The 24093-nt window shown below is 42.7% G+C and carries 19 protein-coding genes and 2 tRNA genes; 13 read left to right on the plus strand and 8 right to left on the minus strand.

The features are described from left to right. Positions 1-24: 24 nt before the first annotated feature. Positions 25-729 (plus strand): hypothetical protein, encoded by a 705-nt coding sequence (locus tag ABDW33_RS10490; RefSeq protein WP_343690012.1) that lies wholly within the window; start codon positions 25-27, stop codon positions 727-729. Positions 730-961: 232 nt separating this feature from the next. On the opposite strand, the gene ABDW33_RS10495 is transcribed toward ABDW33_RS10490, so the two are convergent. The 3 genes from ABDW33_RS10495 to ABDW33_RS10505 form a co-directional block, all read right to left on the minus strand. Beyond that, entirely contained in the window at positions 962-1639 is a 678-nt protein-coding gene (locus tag ABDW33_RS10495; protein WP_343690013.1) for a pirin family protein, read from the minus strand. Continuing rightward, on the minus strand, positions 1636-2130 hold the full coding sequence (locus ABDW33_RS10500; RefSeq protein WP_343690014.1) for a hypothetical protein: 495 nt from the start codon (positions 2128-2130) through the stop codon (positions 1636-1638). Before ABDW33_RS10500 ends, ABDW33_RS10495 begins: the two co-directional genes overlap by 4 nt. A gap of 86 nt (positions 2131-2216) precedes the next feature. Further along, complete coding sequence (locus ABDW33_RS10505; RefSeq protein ID WP_343690015.1) at positions 2217-2972, minus strand: intradiol ring-cleavage dioxygenase; 756 nt, start codon at positions 2970-2972, stop codon at positions 2217-2219. A 585-nt stretch (positions 2973-3557) separates the two neighbouring features. Between ABDW33_RS10505 and ABDW33_RS10510 the strand changes: the two genes are divergently transcribed. The 6 genes from ABDW33_RS10510 to ABDW33_RS10535 all read left to right on the plus strand — a co-directional run bounded on the left by ABDW33_RS10510 (position 3558) and on the right by ABDW33_RS10535 (position 8358). Then, a complete protein-coding gene (locus tag ABDW33_RS10510) occupies positions 3558-3860 on the plus strand; it encodes a hypothetical protein (RefSeq protein ID WP_343690016.1) in 303 nt (100 codons plus the stop codon). A gap of 18 nt (positions 3861-3878) precedes the next feature. After that, on the plus strand, positions 3879-4349 hold the full coding sequence (locus ABDW33_RS10515; protein ID WP_343690017.1) for a DNA starvation/stationary phase protection protein: 471 nt from the start codon (positions 3879-3881) through the stop codon (positions 4347-4349). 224 nt (positions 4350-4573) lie between these two features. After that, on the plus strand, positions 4574-4930 hold the full coding sequence (locus tag ABDW33_RS10520) for a hypothetical protein (protein ID WP_343690018.1): 357 nt from the start codon (positions 4574-4576) through the stop codon (positions 4928-4930). Between the two features lie 47 nt (positions 4931-4977). Further along, on the plus strand, positions 4978-5820 hold the full coding sequence (locus tag ABDW33_RS10525; protein WP_343690019.1) for an NAD(P)-dependent oxidoreductase: 843 nt from the start codon (positions 4978-4980) through the stop codon (positions 5818-5820). A 411-nt stretch (positions 5821-6231) separates the two neighbouring features. After that, entirely contained in the window at positions 6232-6963 is a 732-nt protein-coding gene (locus ABDW33_RS10530; RefSeq protein WP_343690020.1) for a hypothetical protein, read from the plus strand. A gap of 150 nt (positions 6964-7113) precedes the next feature. Then, positions 7114-8358: a multidrug effflux MFS transporter gene (locus ABDW33_RS10535; protein ID WP_343690021.1), complete on the plus strand. Its 1245-nt coding sequence runs from the start codon at positions 7114-7116 to the stop codon at positions 8356-8358. A 1-nt stretch (position 8359) separates the two neighbouring features. Here the strand turns inward: ABDW33_RS10535 and ABDW33_RS10540 are convergent, their stop codons facing one another. Beyond that, on the minus strand, positions 8360-10753 hold the full coding sequence (locus tag ABDW33_RS10540) for a glycoside hydrolase family 2 TIM barrel-domain containing protein (protein WP_343690022.1): 2394 nt from the start codon (positions 10751-10753) through the stop codon (positions 8360-8362). Between the two features lie 351 nt (positions 10754-11104). Between ABDW33_RS10540 and ABDW33_RS10545 the strand changes: the two genes are divergently transcribed. Then, a tRNA-Pro gene (locus tag ABDW33_RS10545) sits at positions 11105-11179 on the plus strand. A 95-nt stretch (positions 11180-11274) separates the two neighbouring features. Beyond that, a complete protein-coding gene (locus tag ABDW33_RS10550) occupies positions 11275-12909 on the plus strand; it encodes an AAA family ATPase (protein WP_343690023.1) in 1635 nt (544 codons plus the stop codon). Here ABDW33_RS10550 and ABDW33_RS10555 read toward each other — a convergent pair. Continuing rightward, on the minus strand, positions 12843-13241 hold the full coding sequence (locus tag ABDW33_RS10555) for a hypothetical protein (protein WP_343690024.1): 399 nt from the start codon (positions 13239-13241) through the stop codon (positions 12843-12845). The two genes, ABDW33_RS10550 and ABDW33_RS10555, sit on opposite strands and share 67 nt — an antisense overlap. Before the next feature lie 363 nt (positions 13242-13604). On the opposite strand from ABDW33_RS10555, the gene rpiA reads away from it, so the two are divergent. Then, positions 13605-14285 carry a ribose 5-phosphate isomerase A gene (gene rpiA, locus ABDW33_RS10560; RefSeq protein ID WP_343690025.1) on the plus strand — a complete coding sequence of 227 codons (681 nt, stop codon included), beginning with the start codon at positions 13605-13607 and terminating at the stop codon, positions 14283-14285. A 220-nt stretch (positions 14286-14505) separates the two neighbouring features. Beyond that, positions 14506-14580 (plus strand) — tRNA-Pro (locus ABDW33_RS10565). A 1154-nt stretch (positions 14581-15734) separates the two neighbouring features. Here ABDW33_RS10565 and ABDW33_RS10570 read toward each other — a convergent pair. Both ABDW33_RS10570 and ABDW33_RS10575 read right to left on the minus strand, forming a co-directional pair. Next, entirely contained in the window at positions 15735-15932 is a 198-nt protein-coding gene (locus ABDW33_RS10570) for a recombinase family protein (protein WP_343690026.1), read from the minus strand. A gap of 103 nt (positions 15933-16035) precedes the next feature. Further along, positions 16036-17058 carry a WYL domain-containing protein gene (locus ABDW33_RS10575; RefSeq protein ID WP_343690027.1) on the minus strand — a complete coding sequence of 341 codons (1023 nt, stop codon included), beginning with the start codon at positions 17056-17058 and terminating at the stop codon, positions 16036-16038. A 116-nt stretch (positions 17059-17174) separates the two neighbouring features. Here ABDW33_RS10575 and ABDW33_RS10580 point away from each other — a divergent pair, with 116 nt between their 5' ends. Further along, on the plus strand, positions 17175-21407 hold the full coding sequence (locus ABDW33_RS10580; protein WP_343690028.1) for a hypothetical protein: 4233 nt from the start codon (positions 17175-17177) through the stop codon (positions 21405-21407). A gap of 272 nt (positions 21408-21679) precedes the next feature. Here the strand turns inward: ABDW33_RS10580 and ABDW33_RS10585 are convergent, their stop codons facing one another. Further along, complete coding sequence (locus tag ABDW33_RS10585; RefSeq protein ID WP_343690029.1) at positions 21680-22720, minus strand: hypothetical protein; 1041 nt, start codon at positions 22718-22720, stop codon at positions 21680-21682. Between the two features lie 911 nt (positions 22721-23631). Between ABDW33_RS10585 and ABDW33_RS10590 the strand changes: the two genes are divergently transcribed. Next, on the plus strand, positions 23632-23994 hold the full coding sequence (locus ABDW33_RS10590) for a hypothetical protein (protein WP_343690030.1): 363 nt from the start codon (positions 23632-23634) through the stop codon (positions 23992-23994). Positions 23995-24093 lie beyond the last annotated feature (99 nt).

The following is a 24093-nucleotide window of genomic DNA, read 5'->3' on the forward strand; positions in this document are numbered from 1 at the left end:
ATAAATTATTATTTTTGTCATATTATGACAACCTATACGACATACCGCATTTTCGAGTCTCGTGAAGAGGCGGCTGCTATGCAGGCCTTGTTATCAAGGAACCGTATTCCTAACTCCATGGAAGAAGGCAAACCACTCTTTGACACGCCTATTGTGGGGGCATTGAATACACAACAGTACTTCGTGAAGATTCCACAGGAAAAGTTCCTGATCGCTAATGAAGTGCTGGAATCAGCGGTAGATCTCAATGAACTGGAGGTAGAAGACGACTATTATCTGTTGTCTTTTACGGATGAGGAGCTGTTGGACCTGGTGAAGAAGAAAGATGAGTGGGGAGAGTTTGACTATGCGCTGGCCAGGAAGTTGTTAGCCGAAAGAGGTATTCCTTTGACTACATCCGATTTGCAGTTGATGCAGGTAGAAAGGGAGCAGGATTTAAAAACACCGGAAAAAGCAGGGGGGGCATATATCTGGGGTGGATATATTGCAGCGGTAGTGAATACAATTCTGGGTGTGGCCGTTGGGCTCATCCTGATGACGGCTTATAGAAAAATGCCGGATGGAACGACAGTAGCGAAGTTTGATGAAAGTACACGCCGACATGGGAAATGGATTTTTGTGTTGAGTATTGCTGTTGCATTGGGACACTGTGCATTTCTGTTTTACAAGGATATTCCTTTCAGTCCGGCAAAGGTTATTTTCTGGGCCTTTGGGCGCAGGTTTTTCTAGTGCCTTACGACTATCACAGGTATCGCTGATTCGCATCATCAGTCGGTGATAAACAATGTTTTATCTTGGTGATATATTCTTCTAATGCTATAGGGTAGGAAAATAGGTATGCGTAAAAAAGACCTCCTTAAAGATGGTAAATTGGAAGAGTGATGAAAATGCGCCCCGGACTGATTACCCGGGGCTTTTTAGTTTTACGCCCCGTTGAAAAGTGGATGCTTTCATACATATTTTACATGTCAACTTCCAGTAGCAGTATGATGGCATCATTTGACAGGGCCTCCATTTCCACATCAGCGACTTCCCATAATCCCAGTCCATCGCCATTGTGGAGTAACCGGTACTGCACTTCAAAAGCGCCTTCAATATTGAATACAAAGATGCCTTTGTTTTTATCTTTTAAGGAATAAGTAGCTTCTGCCCTACCATTGAATTTACCTATAGAGAGGTGGTAGGTATCGTGATTGATAATTGTATGCAACAGGTCTTTATGGCTGAGATCGAAGGTGGCAGACGTTGGCTGGCCTGTGGGTGTTTTGATCCATAGTTGCAGGAATTTTACCAGGTCGTTCTCATAAGGATTACGTACTTCAAATGCAGTGTTGGGTGCAAGGTGTAATACCTGTACCTGACCGGCTTCCAGCCAACCGTGATGTCCATCATCTGTAGTGAATGTGATGGCGCCCACTATTGGCAACAGGATAATATCAGCGGGTGATTCTACTTGCATCCGGAAGCCTTTGCCACCTGCCAGTACATCTTCATTTAGTACATATAGTGCACCAAAGGGTTGTTTATGTTCATTAAAATACCTGCCGAAGTTGAATGTGTTGTAGGTACGAAACCATGGCATTTCGTTATACCCGCGTTCATCAGACAGGTACATCTTTCCTTTTGATTGTGGTATCATGCTTTAATAGAATAAATACTAAGGAATGGTTGCAGGGTGAGGATTTCGGTCAATGTTTCACCATTCTCCGGTTCATTGTTGGTCGTGACGAGCAGTTGATGACCGATGGTATCGTGCCAGATGAGTGGCTCGGAAATGAAGTTTACCGCGACCTGGTGTTTGTTCTTGTCGGTGATATCTGAATTAACAATTTCGAATTTGAAATTTTTAAAGGGGAGAAAGGTTTTACCGATATTATTAGTGATGTCGGGTATTCTCCCATTCAGTTGTTTGAGATAGCCAATGATAGCGGGGGTGACAAGAAAGTGGAGCCTGTCGGCATTTGGAACATGGGCCATGAGCTCAGCGAAGGTGTTGTATTTCTTCTCTGGATTGAATGTTTGTGCCTGCAGGAGGTATTCGTACCATGAGCCTTCAAATAGGAGCTGGTCCCAGGGTTTGGTGGCGGAGGCGTCAATGAGTTTGCGATATATGAGGCGGATGATCTTCATTGTTACTATAAATGAAAGGGGGTGTCTCCAAAAGTTGTAAGAAGAGGCTTACGACGTTGCTATTGGAGACAACCACTATAATAAAATTATGCGGCTACATAGATGGTATGTGTCAGTGTATAGCCAGCAGATACACTACCGGTAACGGTCGCGAGTTCATCGGCCAGGGAGTCGCTGAACACCATGTCAGAAGAGTTGGAGGTGTCTTGTGTGCCGTGTGCCTTGTAGTCGGAAGCAGTGGTATATACAGTATTGCATATATCAGTAGGGAAAGCGATCTGAGTAATGAGCAGAGATGTACCGCTGCTGTTGTACACGTGTACATGTATGTGTGGTGCTCTGCCTGAGTACCAGCCCGGGAAGATGCTGGTGAAGGTCACCAGGCCATTGGAGTCAGTGGTTTGTCTGCCTCTCAGGAAGTGGGAGGAAGTGTAGTCAACACTGGAATATCCGCCGCCGGGATTCACAACATATTCAGAGTAGTAGCCTACTGCGGTGCAATGCCAGATGTCTACCAGTGCGCCGGAGAGTGCTTTACAACTGTTTTTGGTATTGTTGATGGTGATCTTTATGGTGAGTGGTACACCGGACTGTCCATCAACAATATCACTCCTTACGTAGGAAGAGGGGGTTTTGGTAGGATATGGTCCTGCGGTTTCTGTATCAGTTACGGTACAGGAGGAAGTGGTGCTTCCGGTACCGGTGCTGGTGCTATCGGTAGTGGTGCTGGTTGTACTGGTAGTTGTATCAGTGTCTTTACCACACGAAGAAACTGCGAGTGGGGCAACGGCTGCTAAACCTAAAGCAGCGAGGGTGTTTTTCAAGAAGATTTTTCTTTCCATGGCACGATGTTTAATTAAGTAACGGTATTGTTCGCTTGTGTAAAAGTATCTTACAATCTTTATTGGAAGCGGGTTTTGTCGGTAAAGGATGGAATTGTTGCGGTAAATTGAAGGGGCTTTTTTACACTAAAAAAAAGTAATTGAATAGGATTAAACCTTCGGTAGCTGGAGAGGTCTAAGTACTTTTTTTAAAAAGATCGCCTACCTGATTTGAAGGATGTTTTTTGAGGGCTGATGGGTGTTCAATGAGATCTGATCGTAAGAAGTTATTGACAAGTTTTTGTGAGTTTGTAACCTGTTTTAACCACCTGGCTATGGGGTGATTGATTGGGTGGGCATGAGAAGAAGCCACGAAAAGTACAACAGATAATATGTTTTGTCAATTGACAGCAGGTAGTAAGTGAATTAGCTTTGTTGCATTGAAAGTATCTTTCATCATACAGTGGAGCTTTGTTACAATTGGTCATTTCTATTTAGGAATGGCCTTCTGTGTTTGGACAAAAATGCTTAATATAGCATACTGTTTGAAAGTCTCCCCTGTTCCTGCGAGAGAATGTGCACTCACTTTTTTTAAATACGTAATTTATGGAACACCAATTGCATTACGATACAGTTTCCAATGCTATTGCCGCTTTGAAGAAAAGAGGTTTTACCGTTGATTTTAACCTGGAGGACAATTATATCGTGGCACACGAGGGAAAGGTACATGTAAATGATTTCAGTATCGTGGATGTATACAGGTATGAGGGGAATTCGGACCCGTCGGACGAGGCGGCGGTATATGCGATAGAATGTACGAATGGTTTGAAAGGAATACTGGTATCGGGGTATGGTCCATCGGCAGATTCATTGACCACTGACATGCTGGAAAAACTGAAGATTAGGTAAATTATAAACAATTTTTATATGAAAGCTAATATTGGAATCAGCGAAAAGAACACGCAAGCTGTTGCCCTTATTTTGAATCAATTACTGGCAGATGAACAGGTGTTATTTGCAAAGACCCGCAACTACCACTGGAATATTGAGAGCCCAAGTTTTATGGAGTTGCATAAGTTATATGAGCGACTGTATACAGAATTAGCAGAAACGATCGATGAGATCGCGGAGCGTGTACGTAAGATTGGACATTATGCGGAAGGTCGTCTGGCGGATTATCTGAAACTGGCTAATCTGCAGGAAGGCGATTATACAAATGATCAGACTACCCAGATTAAGAATTTGCTTGATGACCATGAGACGATTATTCGTGGGGTGCGTGCAAGTATTGAGAAGGTAGAGGATGAGTATAAGGATACCGGGTCAGCAGATTTCCTGACGGGTGTGTTGAAAGAACATGAGGAGTGGGCCTGGTTCCTGCGTTCTTACCTGAAATAATTGAATCGGTTCCTGGTGTAGTGCGCCGGGAACTTATCTTTTGAAAAAACGCTTTTGCCGCTGGTAAAAGCGTTTTTTGTACCCCCATATTGTGGAAAAAAGCCTCCCCTAACTTATGATATTTTATCTTTATATGTTATGTTGGTACATAAATTGTGTTAATATTCTATTCAGTTTGCCTTGGTTTGAAAATTGATTAATTTTGATTTTTACACATATGTACTATGATTGATGTACAGCAGATAAAGGAGCGGATAGCCGCAGAACAATATCGCGATACGAACAGCTGTTTCGAATTGCGTATGATGTTGATGGACGCTGCCTCGACACTCACCACAAAGCATATAGCTAATCTTCGCCAGGGCAGGGACCCTCACGTTTCACTTGTATTATTGCGGGCTTTCAGGAGCGTAAGACAGCATTATTTTGACCTGGAAAAAGCCAAAGAGGGAGATCAGGAATGTTATAACAACACGAGAGATGCCGTGGTAATGGAGTTAGCTAATTTATGCCAGCAGTTAAAAGGAAACATTATCCCTTTACTTGTAGAGAATCCTTCCGAATTAAAAATTGCTCAATAAATTGATGCCGCGATCACTTGCGGCAATTTCTTTTTTAAATTGGATATATGAAAATAGGATGGGCAGGACTGGGTAACATGGGGAAACCTATGGTGAAGAACCTGGTAAAGGCAGGCTTTGACGTGCAGGTATATAACCGCACGGTATCAAAAGCAACAGAATTTGCAAAGGAGACAGGTGTGAAGGTGGCGGCTACGCCTGCGGATCTTGTAAAGGATGTAGACTGCGTGATCACGATGGTAGCTGATGACGCGGCATTGCAGGAGATCTGGGAGCAGTTGCTGGCGGCACCGTTGCCGGCGGGGTTACTGGCGATTGACATGAGCACTGTATCGCCGGATACGACGAAGGCGATGGCGGCGCGTGTGAAGGAGAAAGGGGTTGCTTACCTGGATGCGCCTGTATCTGGTAGTGTGAAGCCTGCGGAAGACAGGCAGCTCATCATATTGGTGGGTGGTAAGGAAGCGGATTTTGAAAGGGCTAAACCGGTGTTTGACAATCTGGGGAAGTCGGCTACGCTGTTGGGGGATAATGGTGCAGGTAATTATGCTAAACTCGCTATCAATGCATTCCTGGGGATTACTGTGCAGGGGTTGGCAGAGGCTGTTATCTTTGCGAAGAAGCATGGTATCGGGCCGGATAAGTTATTGCCATTGATTAATGAAGGCAGTGTGGGAAGTGGGATAACGAAGATCAAGACGCCGGGAATTGTGAATGATAATTATGCACCGGCGTTTGCGCTGAAGTTGCTGGCAAAAGATATCAGGTTGGCGAGGGAGCAGGGAATGAATACGCCGGCGGGTGTGACGCTGAGTGAGGCGCTGAATGGTGCGGTGAAGGAGGGATTGGGAGAAGAGGATATGATGGCGATTTTAAAGTATTTGTCGTAGCGGTGAATGCGGAAGATATTGTGAAGGGCTTGTATCGATTGATACAGGCTCTTTTTTTTGGGTAGTGAGACAGGTGGACATGGGAGATTTGACCGGGTATTCGACGGTAGAGGTGCCTACCCGCTTTTTGGGCGAGACAGGTTGATCGGGGTGTTTTGAGGGTATTCGACGGGTGAGGTGCCTACCTGCTTTTTGGTGAGACAGGTTGATAAGGTATTTTGACGGTTTCAGCGTTTGGTACAGGGGGCTTGAGAGTGTGGGATTGGGGATAGCTATTCAGGACTATGATGGAGGATGGCTGTGCGCTTTCTGCCGAGTTGTGTTCCCTTTTGCTTTTTCCTACATGTAAATGGGGCAGGGTGAACAATATCACTTTTAGCGATGTTAACTTTGACTAAATTACACCGCAACATGAAAACCTTTCGCAATTTAGCGTTCATCGCATTATTGGCTGTGGCCTGTAAATCCGCCCAGCCTGGATACGGTAGCAATGAGCCGTTGGACAAAGTTTATAACCGGTCTATTAACCAGGCGATGATTGCAGACACGACCAAAACGATTGACACGCTGCAGGCGATCGTAGCCGGCAACCCTGTATTACAATGGAAGACAATTAATGGGCAGCAGTATGTGCTGATGGGTACATTTATGAAGTATCCGGGTAGTTTCCCTCCGGGAGATTCGATTAATAACAGCTGGGGAGAAATGTGGCTTTTCATTCCCAACCAGATGAAGTACAGGTTGGGTAGTCAGTTTACCGCAACATCAGACACGTTGCTACGTGTGAGCCAGATGCTGGGACTGCCACCTGTGAATGGCAATAAGTATATCGCACAGGTATGGGTGCCGGCCAGTAAGCTGTATCGTCCTGCCGGGAGCCCGGATGTAACGACGACCCATGCCAGTCCGGTATTGTCAGCTGGCGTATCGGAGGAATATAAGGCGTGGTTTAACGGGTATATCATTTCATCCTATTTCCAGCCATTGCCGGCAGGGGCTTCTCATTATCCATGGACGAGGATGGGGTATACCTATGATTGGAATCCGCGGGTGAACAGAGTAGGTGTAAGTGAGTTTGTGTTACCGAAAGGTTGTGGTATCTGGGTGGAAAAGATGACGACGGCAGGTGGATTCTTTAAATAGACATTAAAAATTATGCGGCCCGTTTTTATAGAAAAAGCTTTTGCATTTTTTGCAAAGGCTTTTTTGTTACAGTCTATTTTCATTAATAGTCATCATTCAAAAGCTGTTTTTCGCAGAAAGCGGATTAATTTCGTGATTTAATCACGAGCTATGCAAACTACGGAATCCTCGTCGCGCGGGAAATCCCTTCTTATTTTTATTTTAGGTGCATTGACAGCATTAGGTCCTTTTTCTATTGACATGTATTTACCGGGTTTTGATTCTATAGCAAAAGACCTGGGGGTAAGTACAGCAGAAGTTGGTCTTTCATTGTCCAGTTATTTTATCGGAATTTCAGCGGGGCAGTTATTGTATGGCCCGCTCCTGGATCGTTTTGGACGCAAGAAGCCGTTGTATATAGGGTTGTGTTTGTATATTCTCACGTCTGGAGGGTGTGCGATGGTGGATAGTTTACAGGGGTTAGTGATCCTGCGTTTCTTCCAGGCTATCGGAAGTTGTGCGGCAGCGGTAGCGGCTATTGCTATGGTGAGGGATTTATTCCCCGTACAGGAAAATGCGCGTGTATTTGCATTGCTGATGTTGGTAGTGGGGGCCTCTCCTATGATTGCGCCTACAGTGGGTGGTTATGTGACGTTGGCATTGGGATGGCATTCGGTGTTCATCATATTGGGTGGATTAGGTATGTTGATCTTGCTGGCGAGTATATTTTTATTGCCGGAGAGTTATGAGCCGGATGTGCATATGTCATTGAAGCCGGGGCCAATCATCAGCAACTTTATGGCGGTTATAAAAGAACCACAGTTTTACACGTATACGTTGGCAGGTTCATTTGCATTTGCCGGGTTGTTCGCTTATGTGTCGGGCTCGCCGATGGTGTTTATGGAGATCTTTCATCTGGATAAGACGGTGTATGGATGGATCTTTGCGGGGTTATCAATTGGATTGATCGGGTCTAGCCAGGTAAATAGCTGGGTACTGCGCCGTTACAGGAGTGACCAGGTGGTGCAGGTGGCGGTGGTCGTACAGGCATTGACGGGGATACTGTTTGTAGTGGGAGAATACCAGGGTTGGTACCAGTTGCCGCAGGTGATCGTGTTGTTGTTTGTGTTTTTGAGTTGTGTAGGGTTTGCGAATCCTAATACTTCTGCGTTGTCCATTGCCCCTTTTAAGAAGCATGCGGGAAGTGCCGCGGCGTTGATGGGGGCTACGCAGATGGGTATAGGTGCCCTGGCGTCGGTGGGTGTGAGTTTGTTTGATAGTCATACGGCATTGCCGATGGCTATGATAATGGCGGGTGCAGCGATCATGTCGGTGTTATTGCTGGCGATTGGGCGCAGGCAGATAAAGCATCCGATTGTGATGCAGGAGGGCGACGATGCCATCGTGGTGCATTAAATTATTTCGCTTTTACGGTGATACGTCCTGTTTTCAGGTTGTCGCCGGTTACTTCTAATTTAATTTTTCCTGCATGGCCGGTGTTCCGCAGTATAATCAACCCTTTGCCTCTGAAAGTGGTAAGGGTGGGCTGCTGAAAACTGGCCATGCGATTTGGGGCCCCGCTACCAGCCCCTGCCAGTGTGGCCGGGCCTGAGATCCTGCATTTCAGGGGGAGGTCAGCATAAGGTACTACATTCCCTTCTTTATCCTGTACTTCGACATTGATATATGATAGTGATTCTGCGTCGGCATTGATGGTATTCGTATCGGCACGTAAAACGATGATGGCTGGTTCGGATGTAGATACCAGGTATTTTACCCCGATAGGTTTCTTATTTCTATCCAGGGCGTTTGCTACGATTGTACCGGGTTTGACAGGCACTTCAAAAGTGGCGGTCAGGTCCGGGGTTGTTTCTTTGGTGGCCAGTACTTCCCCGTTTTGTTCCAGTTTTACATACTTAGCCCGGGTGAAAACTCTTACCTGCATAGGTTTTCTTACATGATTAGGATAGGACCAGCGAGGGAGTTCGTCCGGCCATCCCCAGAAACTTGTCTTCTCGTTGGCGGTATCGGGTGTATGTACGAGTATTTCGATGGGGCTTCTTCTCCATACCACATCTCTGTAATAGGATTGTGGCTTTTTCTCGCCGGTGATGTCGAGATCTCCACACCATGCATTGAACCATGGCCAGGTAAGGCGGGCACTGTCCTGATTGGCATAAATAGAATGCCCGATGCCAGCTTCACCCAGGTAATCCATGCCTGCCCATACAAAATCGCCGATCACGAAATTGAGTCCTTCCACATGATTCCAGGCATTTTGAAAATCTCTTGCGGTGGTGGCAGTCCCCATCATGATCCTGTTCTTCACTCTTTTTTTATCCAGGTAGTAATTGGTCCAGCCGTAGTTATAGCCTGCTACGTCGAGTAGGGCAAGCGGAGCATCTGCATCTTCCCATTTAAGCGTTCCGGGACCAAAGTCGTTGAAGGCAGCGGTGATGAGGCGGGTGGAGTCGAGAGATCTGATGGTACCGATGAGCTCTTTGGTAATGAGGATGCCTCTGAATTCTGCTCTTTCATGGATTTCATTGCCGATGCTCCACATAATAACGGAGGGGTGATTTCGATCACGGCGAACGATGGCTTCCAGGTCTTGCGTGTGATGGTCGCGGAAGAAACGGGAGTAGTCGGCGGGTGTTTTTTCGTCGTCCCAGGTATCGAAGGCTTCGTCGATGACCAGCATACCAAGGCTGTCGCAGGCTTCCAGGAATCGTGGAGAAGGGGGATTATGGCTGGTACGGATGGCATTGAAGCCATTGGCTTTCAGGAGGGCGATTTTCCTTTCTTCGGCGCGATCGAAGGCGGCGGCGCCGAGGAGGCCATTGTCGTGGTGGATGTTGGCCCCTTTGAGGAGGGTGCGGACACCGTTGATGAGAAGGCCGGTATTAGGGTCAATTTTGACCTCTCTGATGCCGGTGGGTATAATTACCTTATCGAGAATAATATTGTCTTTTTGAAGGGTTATTTCTGTTTTATAGCGGTATGGGAGGTCGGGAGACCAGAGTTGTGGGTTGGTGATGGTCAATGTATGGGTATTGGATTCGGCTATGGGGGTATTGGTGGCGTCGAGGAGGCGGAGGTGGAGTTGGGTGCCGGCGGGGATTGTGGTATTGACGGTGATGGTAGCGGAGGCAGCGGATGTATCAGCTTTTGTAAGGGCTGTTTGGGTAGTGATGGCGATGTTATCGGCATCCAGGTGTAGGGCGGGCAGGTTGACCAGGTATACATGCCTGTAGATACCGGAGCCGGTGTACCAGCGGGAGGTCAGGCCTTCGTTTTTCACTTTGACGGTGATGGTATTGATGTGTCCTGCGGGTGACAGGTAGGGTGTAAGGTCGTAGGTGAAAGGAGTATAGCCATAGGGGTGATTGCCCAGGTGGTGGCCATTGATCCAGACGTCGCTGTTCATGTAGACGCCGTCGAAGCGGATATGGAGGAGGTGGTCATTGAGTTCGGGGAGGGTAAAGGATTTTTGGTACCAGGCGGTGCCGCCTATGGTATAGGCGCCTTGTTCTTTTAGGGGGCTGTATTTGTAGAAGGGGCCGATGATGGTGCTGTCGTTTTGGAGAGGGAGGTCTTCGATGCTCCAGTCGTGGGGGAGCTGAACGGTGCGGGCGGTGTTGGTGAGGGAGTCTTTTTGGAAGCGCCAGTTGTCATCGAATCTGATTTCTCTTTGAGAGAGGCGGATGTGTTCTGGTTTGGGTGTTTTGGGTGCTTTTTGTGCAAAAGAGGTAAGGGCTGTCAGCAGACAGAAGGCTGGGAATAGTTTACGGAGGTATAGTTTGACAATCATATTTTCACAGGATTGGGGTAAAAATATAAATTTTTGGGGAAAAGGGTGGGGATTCGAAGGAGCGTCGAGGGAAGGATATAGAACGGTCGAAGAAGCGTCGAACTAGCGTCGAAGAAGCGTCGAAGAAAGGATATAGAACAGTCGAAGAACAGTCGAAGAACGGTCGAAGAAAGGTTGAAGAAAGGTCGAAGAAAGGGTATAGAACGGTCGAAGTAATTGGCCGGGAGAAAGAGGGTTTGGGAACTATTTTTTGAGTTTTTTTAAAAAATATTTGGAATGAATTGAACAATTCCTATCTTTGCATCCCCAACGACGAAGAATGGTAATGAAGAAAGGGATAAAATGGGCGCACGGGGCGTAGCGTAGTCCGGTTATCGCGCCTGCTTTGGGAGCAGGAGGTCGCAAGTTCGAATCTTGCCGCCCCGACAAAGAACCGGGAAAAGGAGATCAGGAAACTGATCTCCTTTTTGTTTTTACCCTTATTAAGGCTTGTGATTTGTTATCCTTTGTATATTTGAACTATGCGTATCACAAAATTAGAACTGGGAAATTTCAAGAGATTTACTGATTTGACGATTGAGGGTATTCCTGAAACGTCTAAGCTTGTTTTGTTGATTGGGTCGAATGGATCGGGGAAATCTTCAGTTTTTGATGCGTTTGATACCATTAGCAAGCGTTTAAATATTTTCGATCTTAATTATAGTATAGAGCCTGAGTTTAGCGACTACTTTGCAAAAGAGGAGGGAAACATTAGGCTGTTGATTACGTTTTCTGACGGCAGGCAAATTGGAAACGATAGTTCATTTAAGCTTTTGAGTACTAACGAACGACTTTATAAAAAGTTTATTGGAAGAAGTAGCATCCGTATTGTACCTAGAATAAACAGTACTGGAAGAATAGTTGATATAAGTTCAAATAGTGATGGCCCGCTTTCTTTCATTGATGTAGATGAACGATTTAACAGTGATGTTACATCATATATACAAATGATTGATAACGCACTTCGTGAGCCGGTATTCAGTGGACGATCTGCCGATACATTGAAAATTTTTCAGGATTTTATTCGCCCTTTAAATACTTCTTTGTTGAATATTTTCTGTGGTGATGAGACAACTACTATTCAGATTGCAGAGTACCAAAATGCAAATGCTCAGCAAAATCCCAGGTTAATATTTAAAAAAGGTAATTCTAAAATTAACTATGACTTGCTAAGTCATGGAGAAAAACAGGTGGTAATCCTTCTTTTAAATTTCATCGTTAGGAAGGAACAGTATAAAGATGCGATCATTTATATAGATGAAATGGATTGCCACTTGAATACTGCATTGCAATCCAACTTAATGGCAGAGATAGTCAATACCTGGATTCCTGATAATGCACAATTATGGACTGCTTCCCATGCATTGGGATTCATCGATTTTGCTAAAAACGCTGACAATGCAAGTATTATCGATCTTGATCTATTAAATTTTGATTTACCTCAGGTAATAGCACCGGAACCAAAAGAGAACCTGGAAGTTTATGATATCGCAATACCTAAGGAAACGCTTCAAAACATCCTAAAGGGATATAAACTGGTAGTAGTCGAAAACCAAAATGATAAGCATTATAATCTTGCATTAAATGAGAAAGGCTACTTTTTCTTGCCGGCAATGAATAGCAGGGAAGTGTTCCTGACAATTAAAGCGGATCAAACTAAGCTTGGATTAAGAGATAGAGATTATTTTATGGAGGACGAAATTAATGCAATCCAGAAAAAATTTCCTCATCTAAGAATACTTCACTACTATGCATTTGAGAATTACATATATCATCCTGATAATATTGCCGAATTAAACCCGGTTGGATTTGATAAGCAGTTGTATAAAGCAGACATTACAAAGCAGAAGAATGAAAAGTTGAATAGAATCCTTTTAAGCATCGCTACTTCAAGGCAAACTTATGTTGAGTTTAAAGATGCGATAAAAAATACAGAGAAATTGGATCCTATATTAGAAGCATTGGAGAGTGATGATTTTGAAACCTTTTATCCATATTTTAGTATGAAAACTTACTACAGTAAAACATCGCTTCAAGTAGTACTTAATGATTATACCATCAGCGACCTTGTAAAAACAAATTGGTTTAAGCAGAAGATTGAAGAGTTGTTGAAGTAGTTTAGTTTTATATATTTCAAACTGAACTGCCCGAATTTTTCGAATAGTTCCCTGAGGTTTTTCCACATTTCCGGATACCATACATCCAACCATTCTATACATCCTTCAGGATTGACAGCAATACTATTATCCACCAAATTTACAAACTGGTCTGGAATCCATGCAAATAATACGCGATCAGCATGAGATGTCCTGTGCAAATAACCCCAGGTATCTACTGGCGGACAGTTGTCATCGTCCAGGAAGCCAAATGTTTCTACTGCTGCTGCGCCATCACATAAAGTATTGTCTATGCGGAATGCCAGGATACATCCTTTGTAAATATCCGGCATCTGTGGGGAGTAGTGTTGCTTGATGTTATGTTGTGTGTCAAAAAGCTATTCGATCAAATTGAGGTTATCGATAGGATCTTTTCCCCATTGAGTGATATAAGCATTATAAGCAGGATCAGTGGGACATGACCAGTAAGAATAAGTGAATAGAGGTGCGTCCCCATCCCCTAGCCTACATGTCGGGTTAATACTTCTTAAAATATCCGCGAAATGCTTCCCTGTTTGGATCAGTTGTTGCTCACAGTATTGTTGGGTAAGTGCAAGATTTATTTTAAAGATATTTTGGTCAATCATCCTGTTTAAATTACATCATATTCGATAATTTCATTGTGGAGTAATGCAATTTAAAACTAAAGCAGGAGTATGACTGATTATAAAAAAACAGTGGCACTGGCAGCCCTTCACCATATCAGTAAGGGAATGGTTGCCGGCCTTGGCGCAGGTGCTACGATCGGCCATTTGGCGAGAGCTCTTGTGGAAGATCAGGAGTTGGTAAAGACACTTACCATCGTGTCCTCGTCGCAGGATACCGTTCGATTATTAGGTGAATTGGGTATACCGGTCGCTGATCCGGGAACACTTGAGAGTATTGATGTCTATTTTGATAGCTGTGATCAGCTGGATCATCAGCTGAATGCCCTGAAAAGTGGTGGCGGGATTCATGTTACTGAGAAGATTCTTGCTTCTATGGCGGATGAATTTATATTATTGGCCGATGCTGGAAAATTAGTGCCGGAGTTGGATGCTACTTTCCCTCTTGTTATTGAAGTGATACCTGCTGCTATGGGGAGTGTTATCCATTCTTTAAGGAAACGGTTCAACGATGCGGTGATTGAAACAAGGAAAAATGGAGAAATCCTTAAGTTGTCAGAAAGAAATAACCTGTTGATAGATGTATACTTTCCCGTACTTCCACCGTTGGATACGCTCAATCTTCTTAAGATGTGGCCAGGTGTGGTAGATCATTCTTTATTCTACCGCATGGCATCTAAAGGTCTCATTGCCGGACCGGATGGCGTTGTTACCATGGTGGCTGGCAGGTAGGCAGTTTTAATGTATGCGGTAGTTATTTCCGGAATGGCCTTCCTGGGCTTTCAGCTGACCACAATCAGTATAAAGGATATAAGTGGGGAGGATACTACATAAGAATGCAGCATTGGTAAGGGTTTTAGGTGAACTGGCGTATTTTTTTCTAAGAAAGTGTAACAATTTTAGAAAAGGTTCTTATTTTTGCAACCCCAACTGTGAAAATGGTTTGCGGAAACGGGGCGTAGCGTAGTCCGGTTATCGCGCCTGCTTTGGGAGCAGGAGGTCGCAAGTTCGAATCTTGCCGCCCCGACGAAACTGGACAAGGCAGCAGAAATGCTGCCTTGTCCAGTTTTTATAATCGTCTGTAATGCACTTCACGTGCGGGATTAGCGCGAATACCTCGTTTACTTTTTCAGTTAGAAATGTGCCTTTTTTGTGATAATAGCGTATTCCTTCTGGGAACAACAGTTTTTGTAATTTTTCCTTCACTGCGATTTCACCGGAATCCCATACCAGCGGGATTTTTAGCGAAATATTCATCACCCACTCAAAGGTTTCTTTTAAGTTAGAACTGTCGATATTGCTATTGGTTAGGTTGTCTAATATCTGTTTTTTCTCGTTAGCCAGTTTAGTTCTTAGCCTATCGTAGGTTTCAGCAGGCACCCGTTTGTCAACATAATAGTCTTCTTCCAGTGCCTCAATTTTGGCATCAACCATAGCCAGGTTACTTTGCAGGGCGTCTTTTATTTTAAAAGATTCTTCATAATGCCGATCAAAAGCATGATTCATGTGATAAAGCAGTGGCGCAACTAAATGGGGCTTGATACTATAATCAGCCAAATATTTAAGGAAGTCTTTATTGACGCCTGCGGTGCTTTTGTTACAGTTGCATCCCTTCGTGCGACATTTGTAGTAGTGATAATGACCCTCCTCACCTGTTGCTTTAATTTTTTTGGTTACTGTATAACCAGTGTAGCCTACTCCACAATTACCACACTTTATAAAAAGTTTTAATGGATAGGCATTGTTTTCCTTCCTGTGAGATACACCATATTTTCCCCCTGCTGCTGCCCGGATATTGTGAATACGTAAAAATAGTTCCTGGGAAATCAATTTTTCATGATCGCCCATCACCAATCTACCTTTTAGGGTTTTGTGGGCGATAATGCCGCAATAGAATGGATTGGATGAGATCATGCTTAATTTCTGCTTATAGATCTTTACCCCTAACGCCTGTAGCCGTGAAAGAATTTCTTCATTTTTCATTCCTTGCGCTTTCCACTCAAATGCCTTACGTAACTTTTTGCCAACATCGTTAACGGCAATCTTTCGGAGCTTATCTTCTTTTACAATAGAATACCCCATCGGTGGCTGTAGACATCAAATACCACTTTCCAGTTTTTCTTTAGTATCAGCAATAGCCCTTTGTCTTCGTAATTGATTGTCATATTCACTAAACAGAAATTACATGTTTTGCTGAAACACGCCGCCCGGATTGCTCGTGTCAATTGGTTGAGTGACCGCGATAATGGTAACAACGTATTTTTCCCGTAATTCTTTAGATAAACGCATAGCTCCATCACCGGTACGGCTAAACCTATCCAGCAGGTACACCAGAATATGGGTCACTTTTTCTTTGTTCTTTTTAATAAATTCTAACATAAGGGCACAGATAATGTGCCTTTTAGCGTAATTTATGGCCCTCTACTTGGCTTCTACAAGTAGTTGTTGACTGTTTCTTTTGGGGTTGACATAAGCGTCCTCTTTAAGAGTTTTGGAGTTTATATAGACTGATACTTTGTTGTAACCGATTAGCTATTTTTTCTGCTAGACTGATTGGCGATACTACGCGTACCCTTTCGCCGAACGATAAAATGGTTTGCTCTAGCTCATAATTCTCAATTAAATGCAGCCGGACTTCTAATACCCCATCCTCGATCCACTTTGATCGTTGGCTGCCATGCAGGGCTTTTGTGAGCACATAATGACTTGCTGATCCGTAGAAATGTAGAAGGATCTCCGCGGCAGGATCTGCCGGTTTCGTCACTCCGATAATGTCGTGAAAATAAGCATTCCAGTCTATGGGTGGAGGGAAATAGCCTTTCTTTGAAATTGCAGATATTTCTCGTATACGGTCCAATGCCAAAGTCCAATCAGGCTTTTGCTTTTCCTCGTTAAGTCCAAAGAGAAACCACCGACTGTTGTATTGCCGTAAGAAATAAGGATGGACTATCAATTTATAAGGTTGAGCGCTTTTAAAATCTTGATAGGTAATTGACAATACTGTTCTGTACTTAATCGCGTGGAAGAGTGGTGAAAGATATTCAATGCCTTTTAAATACGGATTGTGGTCGAAACTAAGAATTGTTTCATTAATGCTTGTTTCGGGAATACTATATTTAATTTTTTTAAGCACGGCCTCAAGCCAATTAAATTGTGGCATGCCTTCAAAGTGCGACAAGATTTGTAGTGCCGATTGAAGTTCGGTAAAATCGGATTCAGTTATGGGCATTTTTTCAATGGAGAAGTTGGGATCGTTATATCTATAGTACACACGTTTTCCATCTCTTACTCTTTCCAATTCAATATTGCCGCCTTTCGCACTTTCCATATAGTTTATATCCAAGAAAATTTGTCGACGGCTGACTTCTGGTGCGCCAGGGTCATGCTCTTTTAATGCTTTGTTGCATTCAAAAATTAGGTCCTCAATATAGTACCGCCTAACAGTGTTGCGAAAACATTTATCCAAAGTTCGATATCTTAGGGATGGGTTTTTGAATTCACTCATTTTTAAATATTTAATACATTGAAATTAGAGTAGTTAATTTTTCGTGGTTACACTCGTTCCTGTGAAGAAAGACTGCACAACAAACATTTAACTTGCATCCTGAAAAAACAAAAACTATGAATTTGGCAGAAAAATTACATGAAATTGAGGAAAAATTCACTATATGGGTAGGAATTTATAGCCGAAAAGAATTGATTCCTACTCCTGCCAGAATCGTAGCTGAGGCGATTTGCAAGGCCATCATACTCTCTAGACGCCCCCATAATGGGGTCACTATCATTGACGGGGATGATCCAGCCATTCCTAGTGCCGCGCGAAGGAACAAAAGCGTCGGTGAAAGACTGGAGCTTGATGATCTTATAAAAGCGGTTTATGATATTGGTGGGTTCCGCAACGCAAAGCGTATATATACGTACTTACAATCAGTTAAAGGTCTAAGCAATAATGGGTCTCATTCGGCCGGCAGTCAGGTTGAAGAACTTACTCATGAGGACCTGTACGTTATTCACACTAGTTTGTTGGAGGTTTTAAAATGGCTTTACGTCGTATTGTTAAATCGCCAGCTTCCCGATGTTGTACAGGATGCTCTGAAAAACAGAGGTTTGGTTTACGTTGAAGGTTCCGATCTTGTCGCATGGAATACATTTATGTCCGCTTGTCATGACTTCCACCAACGTAGACAATATATCCTTGTTAGCCCACCCAATTTAACAAACGACCCTACTGTAGCAGCCTCTATCGCCCGTTTGCCATGGCGTCTAACGATCGACTTTGATAGAGACACGGATACAGTTGAATCTGGTTTACTGGCAAGTTTTAACCGGCAAAAGGGCACCGCCTATAAGAGATCCTTTACCATCGACGATAAACCGGAGTTCGAGATAAAATTTGACCACTATTGGTTTCATGCCAATGGCCTAGGAAGTATTGGGCCGAGTAGCGACTTTAAAGTCTGGAGAAAACGCTACAATCATTACCTACAGGATAAACTGTATACCGCTTTTGTCAAAGGTTCTTCTATGTTACCCAGAACCGTTGTGCTAATGAACATAGATCCCGATTATGCAGACGCTGTTATTGCTGCCATTGAATACGTAGAGGAAAGCAACGTAGATTTTGTACTCTGTAATGACGGCACTAAGGATTTCGAAGCTGTTCTTAAAAAATTCGAAAATGTTTCAGAAGTAAATATTTCAATAGGGCAATTATCGAGAGGAGTTGAGATTGATCCGACCTTCTCGTCTGATTCATCGACTGAAAAGACGATAAAAATTCCGTATAAAAATTCTATCCAGGTTCTGTCAACTGCCCAGATTAAGCCTGAAGATTATGAACAACTTTATTCATTGGGCATAGAAATCATCTACAAGGGTATCGAAAATGATATTGACTCTGATATTCCATTGGATGGATTTTACAAGGGCGCAACTGTTAACTGGCTGGACTTGGCATCGAATAGGGACGTAGTGAGGTACGGGTACAAGAGCATTCGAGATGGGCTATTGGCAGACTTGGAGAAGAATAAACCCAAAGAAATTGAGTTTATTCATGAACCAGGCGCTGGAGGAACGACTCTTTCGCGAAGACTTGCCTTTGATCTCTGTTCCAAGTACCCTACCGTTTGCCTGCGTAAGTACGAACCCAAAAAGACGCTTCACGGTCTTCGTGTCATTTACGACACCTATATAAACAGTAGTGTCCCTATCCTTATCATCATAGAGCATCATGAAGTTAAAGATGCTCATTCTCTTTATCGCGACCTGAATAATGTAAGCAAGAATGCAGTGCTTTTTATCGTTAAGCGGGGAAAAGTATCGACTGCTCCTGATAAACGTTTTGTGCTAAGGGCATCTTTGTTAATGCCTGAAATAGCAAATTTTGAAGATGTCTTCGCTTCTCATGCTCCGGCGAGAAGAGGCAAGATTGTCAATATCAAAAACGAATACAAAAATGACCAGAAATTTATCTCTCCATTCCTTTATGGACTGGTGGCATATGAACATGCATTTATTGGCATCGATGATTATATTGAAAAATGCATAACAGACTTGAATATTCAAAAGCGCCAGTTAGTTGGATTTGTGTGTCTAATATATCATTTTACTCAACAGGCCGTTCCCGGTGAATTCTTTTCAAATTTATTCGGTGTGCCAAGTGACAAATGCGACCTCGTGGCACTTCTTGGAGAGGACTCACCAGTATTTGATATTCTCCAGGAGAATTTCGACGGTAGAGATGGGAAAAACACCTGGCGTCCCCGCTATGCAATTATAGGGGAGGAAGCTATGAAGATTGTATTAACCGGGGCGCCAAAGAATAAGGCTGCTTGGAAGGCATACCTTGGAACCTGGCTAATAGAGTTAATACGGTATTTCAACGGAGCAATGCCGGTGATACACGATGACGCAAAGTCAATCTTCGATTCATTGTTTATCACAAGGGAGGATTATGATGGCACTCTTGGCCGCGACCAATTTACTGATGCGATACAGGAGTTACTGCCTGAAGTGGGAGAAGCCGTTTTTTCCGAATTGACAAGTGCATACCCCAACGAAGCTCACTATCATGGGCACTTTGCCCGCTATTTGTATAAGCCTGAAATTGGACTGCAGAAATTCGATAGGGCGATCCAGGAGGCTAGTTTGTCTTTAGAGATTCAAGAGAACGATCCATCACTCGTACACACTATGGGGATGTGCTACAAGGAGAAGGCAGATGAAAAAATGAATGGCGTCAATTTAGAAATGGATGACTTGAATGATCTGGAACATACTGTAAAGGAGCTGGTCGAATTAGCATGTGAGGCATTTGATCGCTCAATTGCTCTTGATGGGTATAATGTCTATGGCCACGTTACTCAATCGCAATTATTGTTAAGGGCACTTGAGTTTGGTTTTAAGATTACGGTATCCAAAAATAGGGAGGTATTTCTTACTGATCCATCAAATGAATGGTATGTATCTATTCTGGAGAAGATTGGGACACTGCTGGAGGAAGCCGTTTACATTATCGATCAGTCGAAAGGCTTGGAACTTAAGGCCAGGCTGCAGCGTTCTGCTCAATATATAGAGCGTTGTGAAGCAGATTATCTGGCAAAGATTGGAAATGCTGGGATTGTTAAATCCAAATACGATGTATTGATCAAGCAGCCTCCCGCAGGGCACCAAAATATGATCCCTCGGTATAAGACATTGTTTATTCGCAGTCTATTGGCGTCAAAAAGTGAGTCAATTTCTGGTTACAGTCAGGCTTGGGACAAGCTGACTCAGCTGGAATTGGAGACGTGTGTCGAATACCTTCGCCAAAATATAGTTCATGAACCTTTCAATAGCAATCACTTCAGAATGTGGCTTCAAGCTGCAAGGCATCTAAAATATCCGCCCAGCCTTGAGGAAGCTATCACTATTGTTGGTACTTGGTGTCAGATAGAAAAACAGACACGAAACCTTGAGCTGGAAGGTCTTTACTATTTATATGTGTTGAATGCCGTAAAGGCGATCGACGAAGGTGCTGAGTTTGATCGGTCTAGCGTCAGTAAAGTGAAGGAGATACGTGATCGTTTGCGTTTTTATTCAAAAAACGAAAAATTTTCATTTGAATGGTATGGAAATGGTAATGGCCTTCATAAATTGAAAAATCATCGGACTCTTGGAACATTCGACACTGCAGTGTTTTTCATCCAGAACGCTGGCAACTTAGTGGAGGTTTTTGGCAGGATTAAGGAAGCGTCTGATTGGCAGCGGGGAAAAATTGAACTGGATTGCGGTCTGGAAGCTTTTTTCGTTCCTGGTATAGGAGCATTTAGCGAAAGGAATGTTAATGATCGTGTCAAGTTCTTTATCGGTTTCCGTTATGATCAAATCAATGCATGGGATGTAAGACCCGTTGATTATGATAGAGAGGTTCGAGTAGCGGATAATTTGGAAGGTGAAGTTGAAGCAAGTGATGAAGAAGTATTCACCAGGTTTATTCCGGTAGCTCCCAAAAAGGAAGAGCCAATTGTCACGTCTTTGAAACAAGATTTGCCTGGCCTGAAGGTGCTTGGGAAGATTGAACTTGGAGGTCTGCCTGCAAAAGCACAGAATGAAAAGAAAAAAAACTCAATTCAACCAAAAGAGGGGGAATTTTATATTGGGAATATCGATCGTGTAAAGCAACCTATTGGAGTAATCAAATCAGAGGGCTTTGGTCAGTATATAAAATTTCACGTCAGTGCTTTAAGAAATCTCCCTTTTCATAAATTAAAGAGAACAGATCCTGTTCAGTTCAGGATTCGATTTGAGAATGGTGCTCCAAAAATTGACAAAGATGGTCAAAGCTACCTCGCATTAGAGGTGAAGCCCATATAGGATATCGTGCGGAAAACCTTAACATATAAATCTATGTCAAAAGCCTAATATATATCCGCAGTGCCATGTTTTCACTATTTCAATGGACCATGGTATAACCCATTTGTATTTATTAAATTTTTAAGTTGATGAATTTGAATGAGGTTATCTAAAGAGCAGGGCGACAATTGTCCAGCGCCCCGACTAAAATTTACAAGAGCCTTCAAGTTATTGGATTTGAAGGCTCTTTTGTGTTCGAAGCATTCTTGTTACAATGTTTTTTCTTAAATACGTTAGTTGAATCCATTGTCTGAAATCGTTCTAAGTTGTTTGTCAACTAGTGCTAAATATTTCATGCCTGATTGATCAAAAATATCTTCAGCTTTTTCAATTTGCAATGCAGAATAAACTGCGTTTGCAAATCCAGGAAGCCCTCCAATAACGGCGCCTACGGTTTCCGCTGCGGAAAGCCCAATAGCTGCACCCGTTATGCCGCAAATAGTTCCGAAGAGAATTCCTCCTAGTTTACTTTCATTCATCTTTGCAGATAATTCAGTTTTTCTTGTCTTTAACTCTTTTATAGCTTCATGAAAAAAATCAGAGTCTTCCTCCATGGCGGGGTTAAGAACAATTAGCTCAACTCTATTTTTGAAAGCCTTAAGTAAATCTAAATGCGTATCCTTAAATCTTCTTAATTTATCAATGTCAATTTGTTCGGGAAAGGGAATTAATTCGTTTAAAATTAGCTCTCGTTTCTTACTTACCTTTTTAAGAGTTTTAATATTTTGTTTCGAAGCGTGTAAAGCCTTAAATCCTTTTTTAATCTTGTCTGTAGTAGGCTGGTATTTCATCTTCCCTCCTAAAACTGAAGCAAGGAATGTCATTAGTTCGTTGGCTGTTTTCTTTTCAACTATGAACCATTCATCGTCTTTTCTAGCAGCAAGGCCCATTTGTTCTAATTGATAAAAGATTTCGCCATCGAACTTGTCGACATGAACTCTCACGCCATTTAATCCAATTCTATCTCGATTAGTTTTTCCAGACCCTTCGTTTCTAAAAATAGCTCTTCGTTTTTGTAAATTAAAATTGTCACCGTTCAAGTACTCAATAAATGGTTGCGATACCTGCCAGGGATATTCTAAGACTTCTATAGGGTTTATAGGCTCTACAAGTTCGCTACGAACCATTGCTTTCATAAACGGGTCATAGTTGTTTGGCTCATAAAAATATCTCTGAGGCACAATGGATCCTATTCTATCATAGTACAATAGCACTCTTGCTGTCCATGAAGTTTGGGGAATATTGATATATGGGTAATAAAGTAGATTTTCCATAAGTCTTAAAAGCCAGCTTTCGTACATCGTTACCAGCTGTAGGCTGAACTGCAGTTTGGTTTAAAATTTAATAAATTATCAATACAATATAAATTAGTTCTATCATCTATCAATACCTTTTTTGCATTTCGGATTTATGACATAAATTTAATAAATAACTCGCTGAATATTAATTAAATCACCCAAATACTGGTTCGGCAATTGTCCAGTCGCCCCGACTAGAAAAGGAGAACCCGCTCTCAGAGCGGGTTCTCCTTTTCTATTTTAATCTATATTGTTTGTAAGTAACTCATTATCAAATAGTCCAGGTAGTGGTTTAAACTATTATCAAGTCAAACTTCCACTGTTTTATCGTCTCACCGGGTTCGATAAAATACAATCCAAAAAAGTAACTTATCTCAAAAAATACAAACGCTTCCAGATTTCTTGGAAGCGTTTGTTTAGCAACTTAATGTCTTTTGGGCAACTCTGTCAGATCAAATAATTACTGAAATATCTTTGGCGCGATTTGTTTATGCACATTCTCATTCGAATTCACCTTTATCCACTTTCTCACCAATACCAAGGCACCACATCCGGCCGCCGGCTGGGTTATCTCTGTCCGCTTGTACCATATAATTTACCAATTGTTGAAAATTGACATCTGAAGTATTCCTGTATACATCATCATCAGCAAATTCTTATAGGTAGGATTATCCTTAATGCAGTCTTTCAGAAAGAATCAATTGCGAGATGATAGTCTGCTAACAGACTTTCTACGAATTTCCGCGAAGAATATTTCAAATTCATCCATTTGGGGAGCCGGGAACATAAAAGAGATTGCAGCGGGATGGGTATGATGCAAAGGGACTGTGGCAGATGCGAGGATATTAATTATGATTTTAGTACCTTCAAGTTCTAATTGATATTGTATGATAAAATCTTTTGCTCTTTTAGCATTGTTCTCATATTTTCAGTTAGGTATAGTAGGAACTTATATCCAGAAGAATGGAGAAAGTGGGGCTGATGGCGATAGTCAAGATTGGACGTTGACATTAACCGAGTCTGGAAAATTTAAATATCATTTTCATAGTTTCTCTGGTCTGACTAATTACAACTATCATGCAGAAGGTCTGTGGAATTTGAGGAACGATACATTAGCCTTGGCAGCATCAAAGGATGCGTTCTTTGTGAAATTTGTTGTGAAAAATGATAAGTTGATTACTATCCAAAGTATTGTTTTTCGAAATAAAAATTTACATAATGTGGATACACTGAGACGGATAAATCAATAAAAGGCCTTTAGTGTTCTCTTCCTGCAGGATCTTTTTTACTAATAACCAATAAATGTCTTACTCTTTAGCAGATAATAGTAGGGAAAGCATCACCGGGCT

The sequence above is a fragment of the Chitinophaga sp. genome (genome assembly GCF_039596155.1).
Taxonomy (GTDB): Bacteria; Bacteroidota; Bacteroidia; order Chitinophagales; family Chitinophagaceae; genus Chitinophaga.

Excerpts from the sequence above, each read along its gene's own strand:
- ABDW33_RS10580 (WP_343690028.1), top strand. The coding sequence starts at position 17,175 with ATGAATTTGGCAGAAAAATTACATGAAATTGAGGAAAAATTCACTATA.
- ABDW33_RS10550 (WP_343690023.1), top strand. The coding sequence starts at position 11,275 with ATGCGTATCACAAAATTAGAACTGGGAAATTTCAAGAGATTTACTGAT.
- ABDW33_RS10495 (WP_343690013.1), bottom strand. The coding sequence starts at position 1,639 with ATGATACCACAATCAAAAGGAAAGATGTACCTGTCTGATGAACGCGGG.
- ABDW33_RS10490 (WP_343690012.1), top strand. The coding sequence starts at position 25 with ATGACAACCTATACGACATACCGCATTTTCGAGTCTCGTGAAGAGGCG.
- ABDW33_RS10555 (WP_343690024.1), bottom strand. The coding sequence starts at position 13,241 with ATGCCGGATATTTACAAAGGATGTATCCTGGCATTCCGCATAGACAAT.
- ABDW33_RS10590 (WP_343690030.1), top strand. The coding sequence starts at position 23,632 with ATGATAAAATCTTTTGCTCTTTTAGCATTGTTCTCATATTTTCAGTTA.
- ABDW33_RS10520 (WP_343690018.1), top strand. The coding sequence starts at position 4,574 with ATGATTGATGTACAGCAGATAAAGGAGCGGATAGCCGCAGAACAATAT.
- ABDW33_RS10540 (WP_343690022.1), bottom strand. The coding sequence starts at position 10,753 with ATGATTGTCAAACTATACCTCCGTAAACTATTCCCAGCCTTCTGTCTG.
- ABDW33_RS10515 (WP_343690017.1), top strand. The coding sequence starts at position 3,879 with ATGAAAGCTAATATTGGAATCAGCGAAAAGAACACGCAAGCTGTTGCC.
- ABDW33_RS10510 (WP_343690016.1), top strand. The coding sequence starts at position 3,558 with ATGGAACACCAATTGCATTACGATACAGTTTCCAATGCTATTGCCGCT.
- ABDW33_RS10575 (WP_343690027.1), bottom strand. The coding sequence starts at position 17,058 with ATGAGTGAATTCAAAAACCCATCCCTAAGATATCGAACTTTGGATAAA.
- ABDW33_RS10535 (WP_343690021.1), top strand. The coding sequence starts at position 7,114 with ATGCAAACTACGGAATCCTCGTCGCGCGGGAAATCCCTTCTTATTTTT.
- rpiA (WP_343690025.1), top strand. The coding sequence starts at position 13,605 with ATGACTGATTATAAAAAAACAGTGGCACTGGCAGCCCTTCACCATATC.
- ABDW33_RS10570 (WP_343690026.1), bottom strand. The coding sequence starts at position 15,932 with ATGTTAGAATTTATTAAAAAGAACAAAGAAAAAGTGACCCATATTCTG.
- ABDW33_RS10585 (WP_343690029.1), bottom strand. The coding sequence starts at position 22,720 with ATGGAAAATCTACTTTATTACCCATATATCAATATTCCCCAAACTTCA.
- ABDW33_RS10500 (WP_343690014.1), bottom strand. The coding sequence starts at position 2,130 with ATGAAGATCATCCGCCTCATATATCGCAAACTCATTGACGCCTCCGCC.
- ABDW33_RS10505 (WP_343690015.1), bottom strand. The coding sequence starts at position 2,972 with ATGGAAAGAAAAATCTTCTTGAAAAACACCCTCGCTGCTTTAGGTTTA.
- ABDW33_RS10530 (WP_343690020.1), top strand. The coding sequence starts at position 6,232 with ATGAAAACCTTTCGCAATTTAGCGTTCATCGCATTATTGGCTGTGGCC.
- ABDW33_RS10525 (WP_343690019.1), top strand. The coding sequence starts at position 4,978 with ATGAAAATAGGATGGGCAGGACTGGGTAACATGGGGAAACCTATGGTG.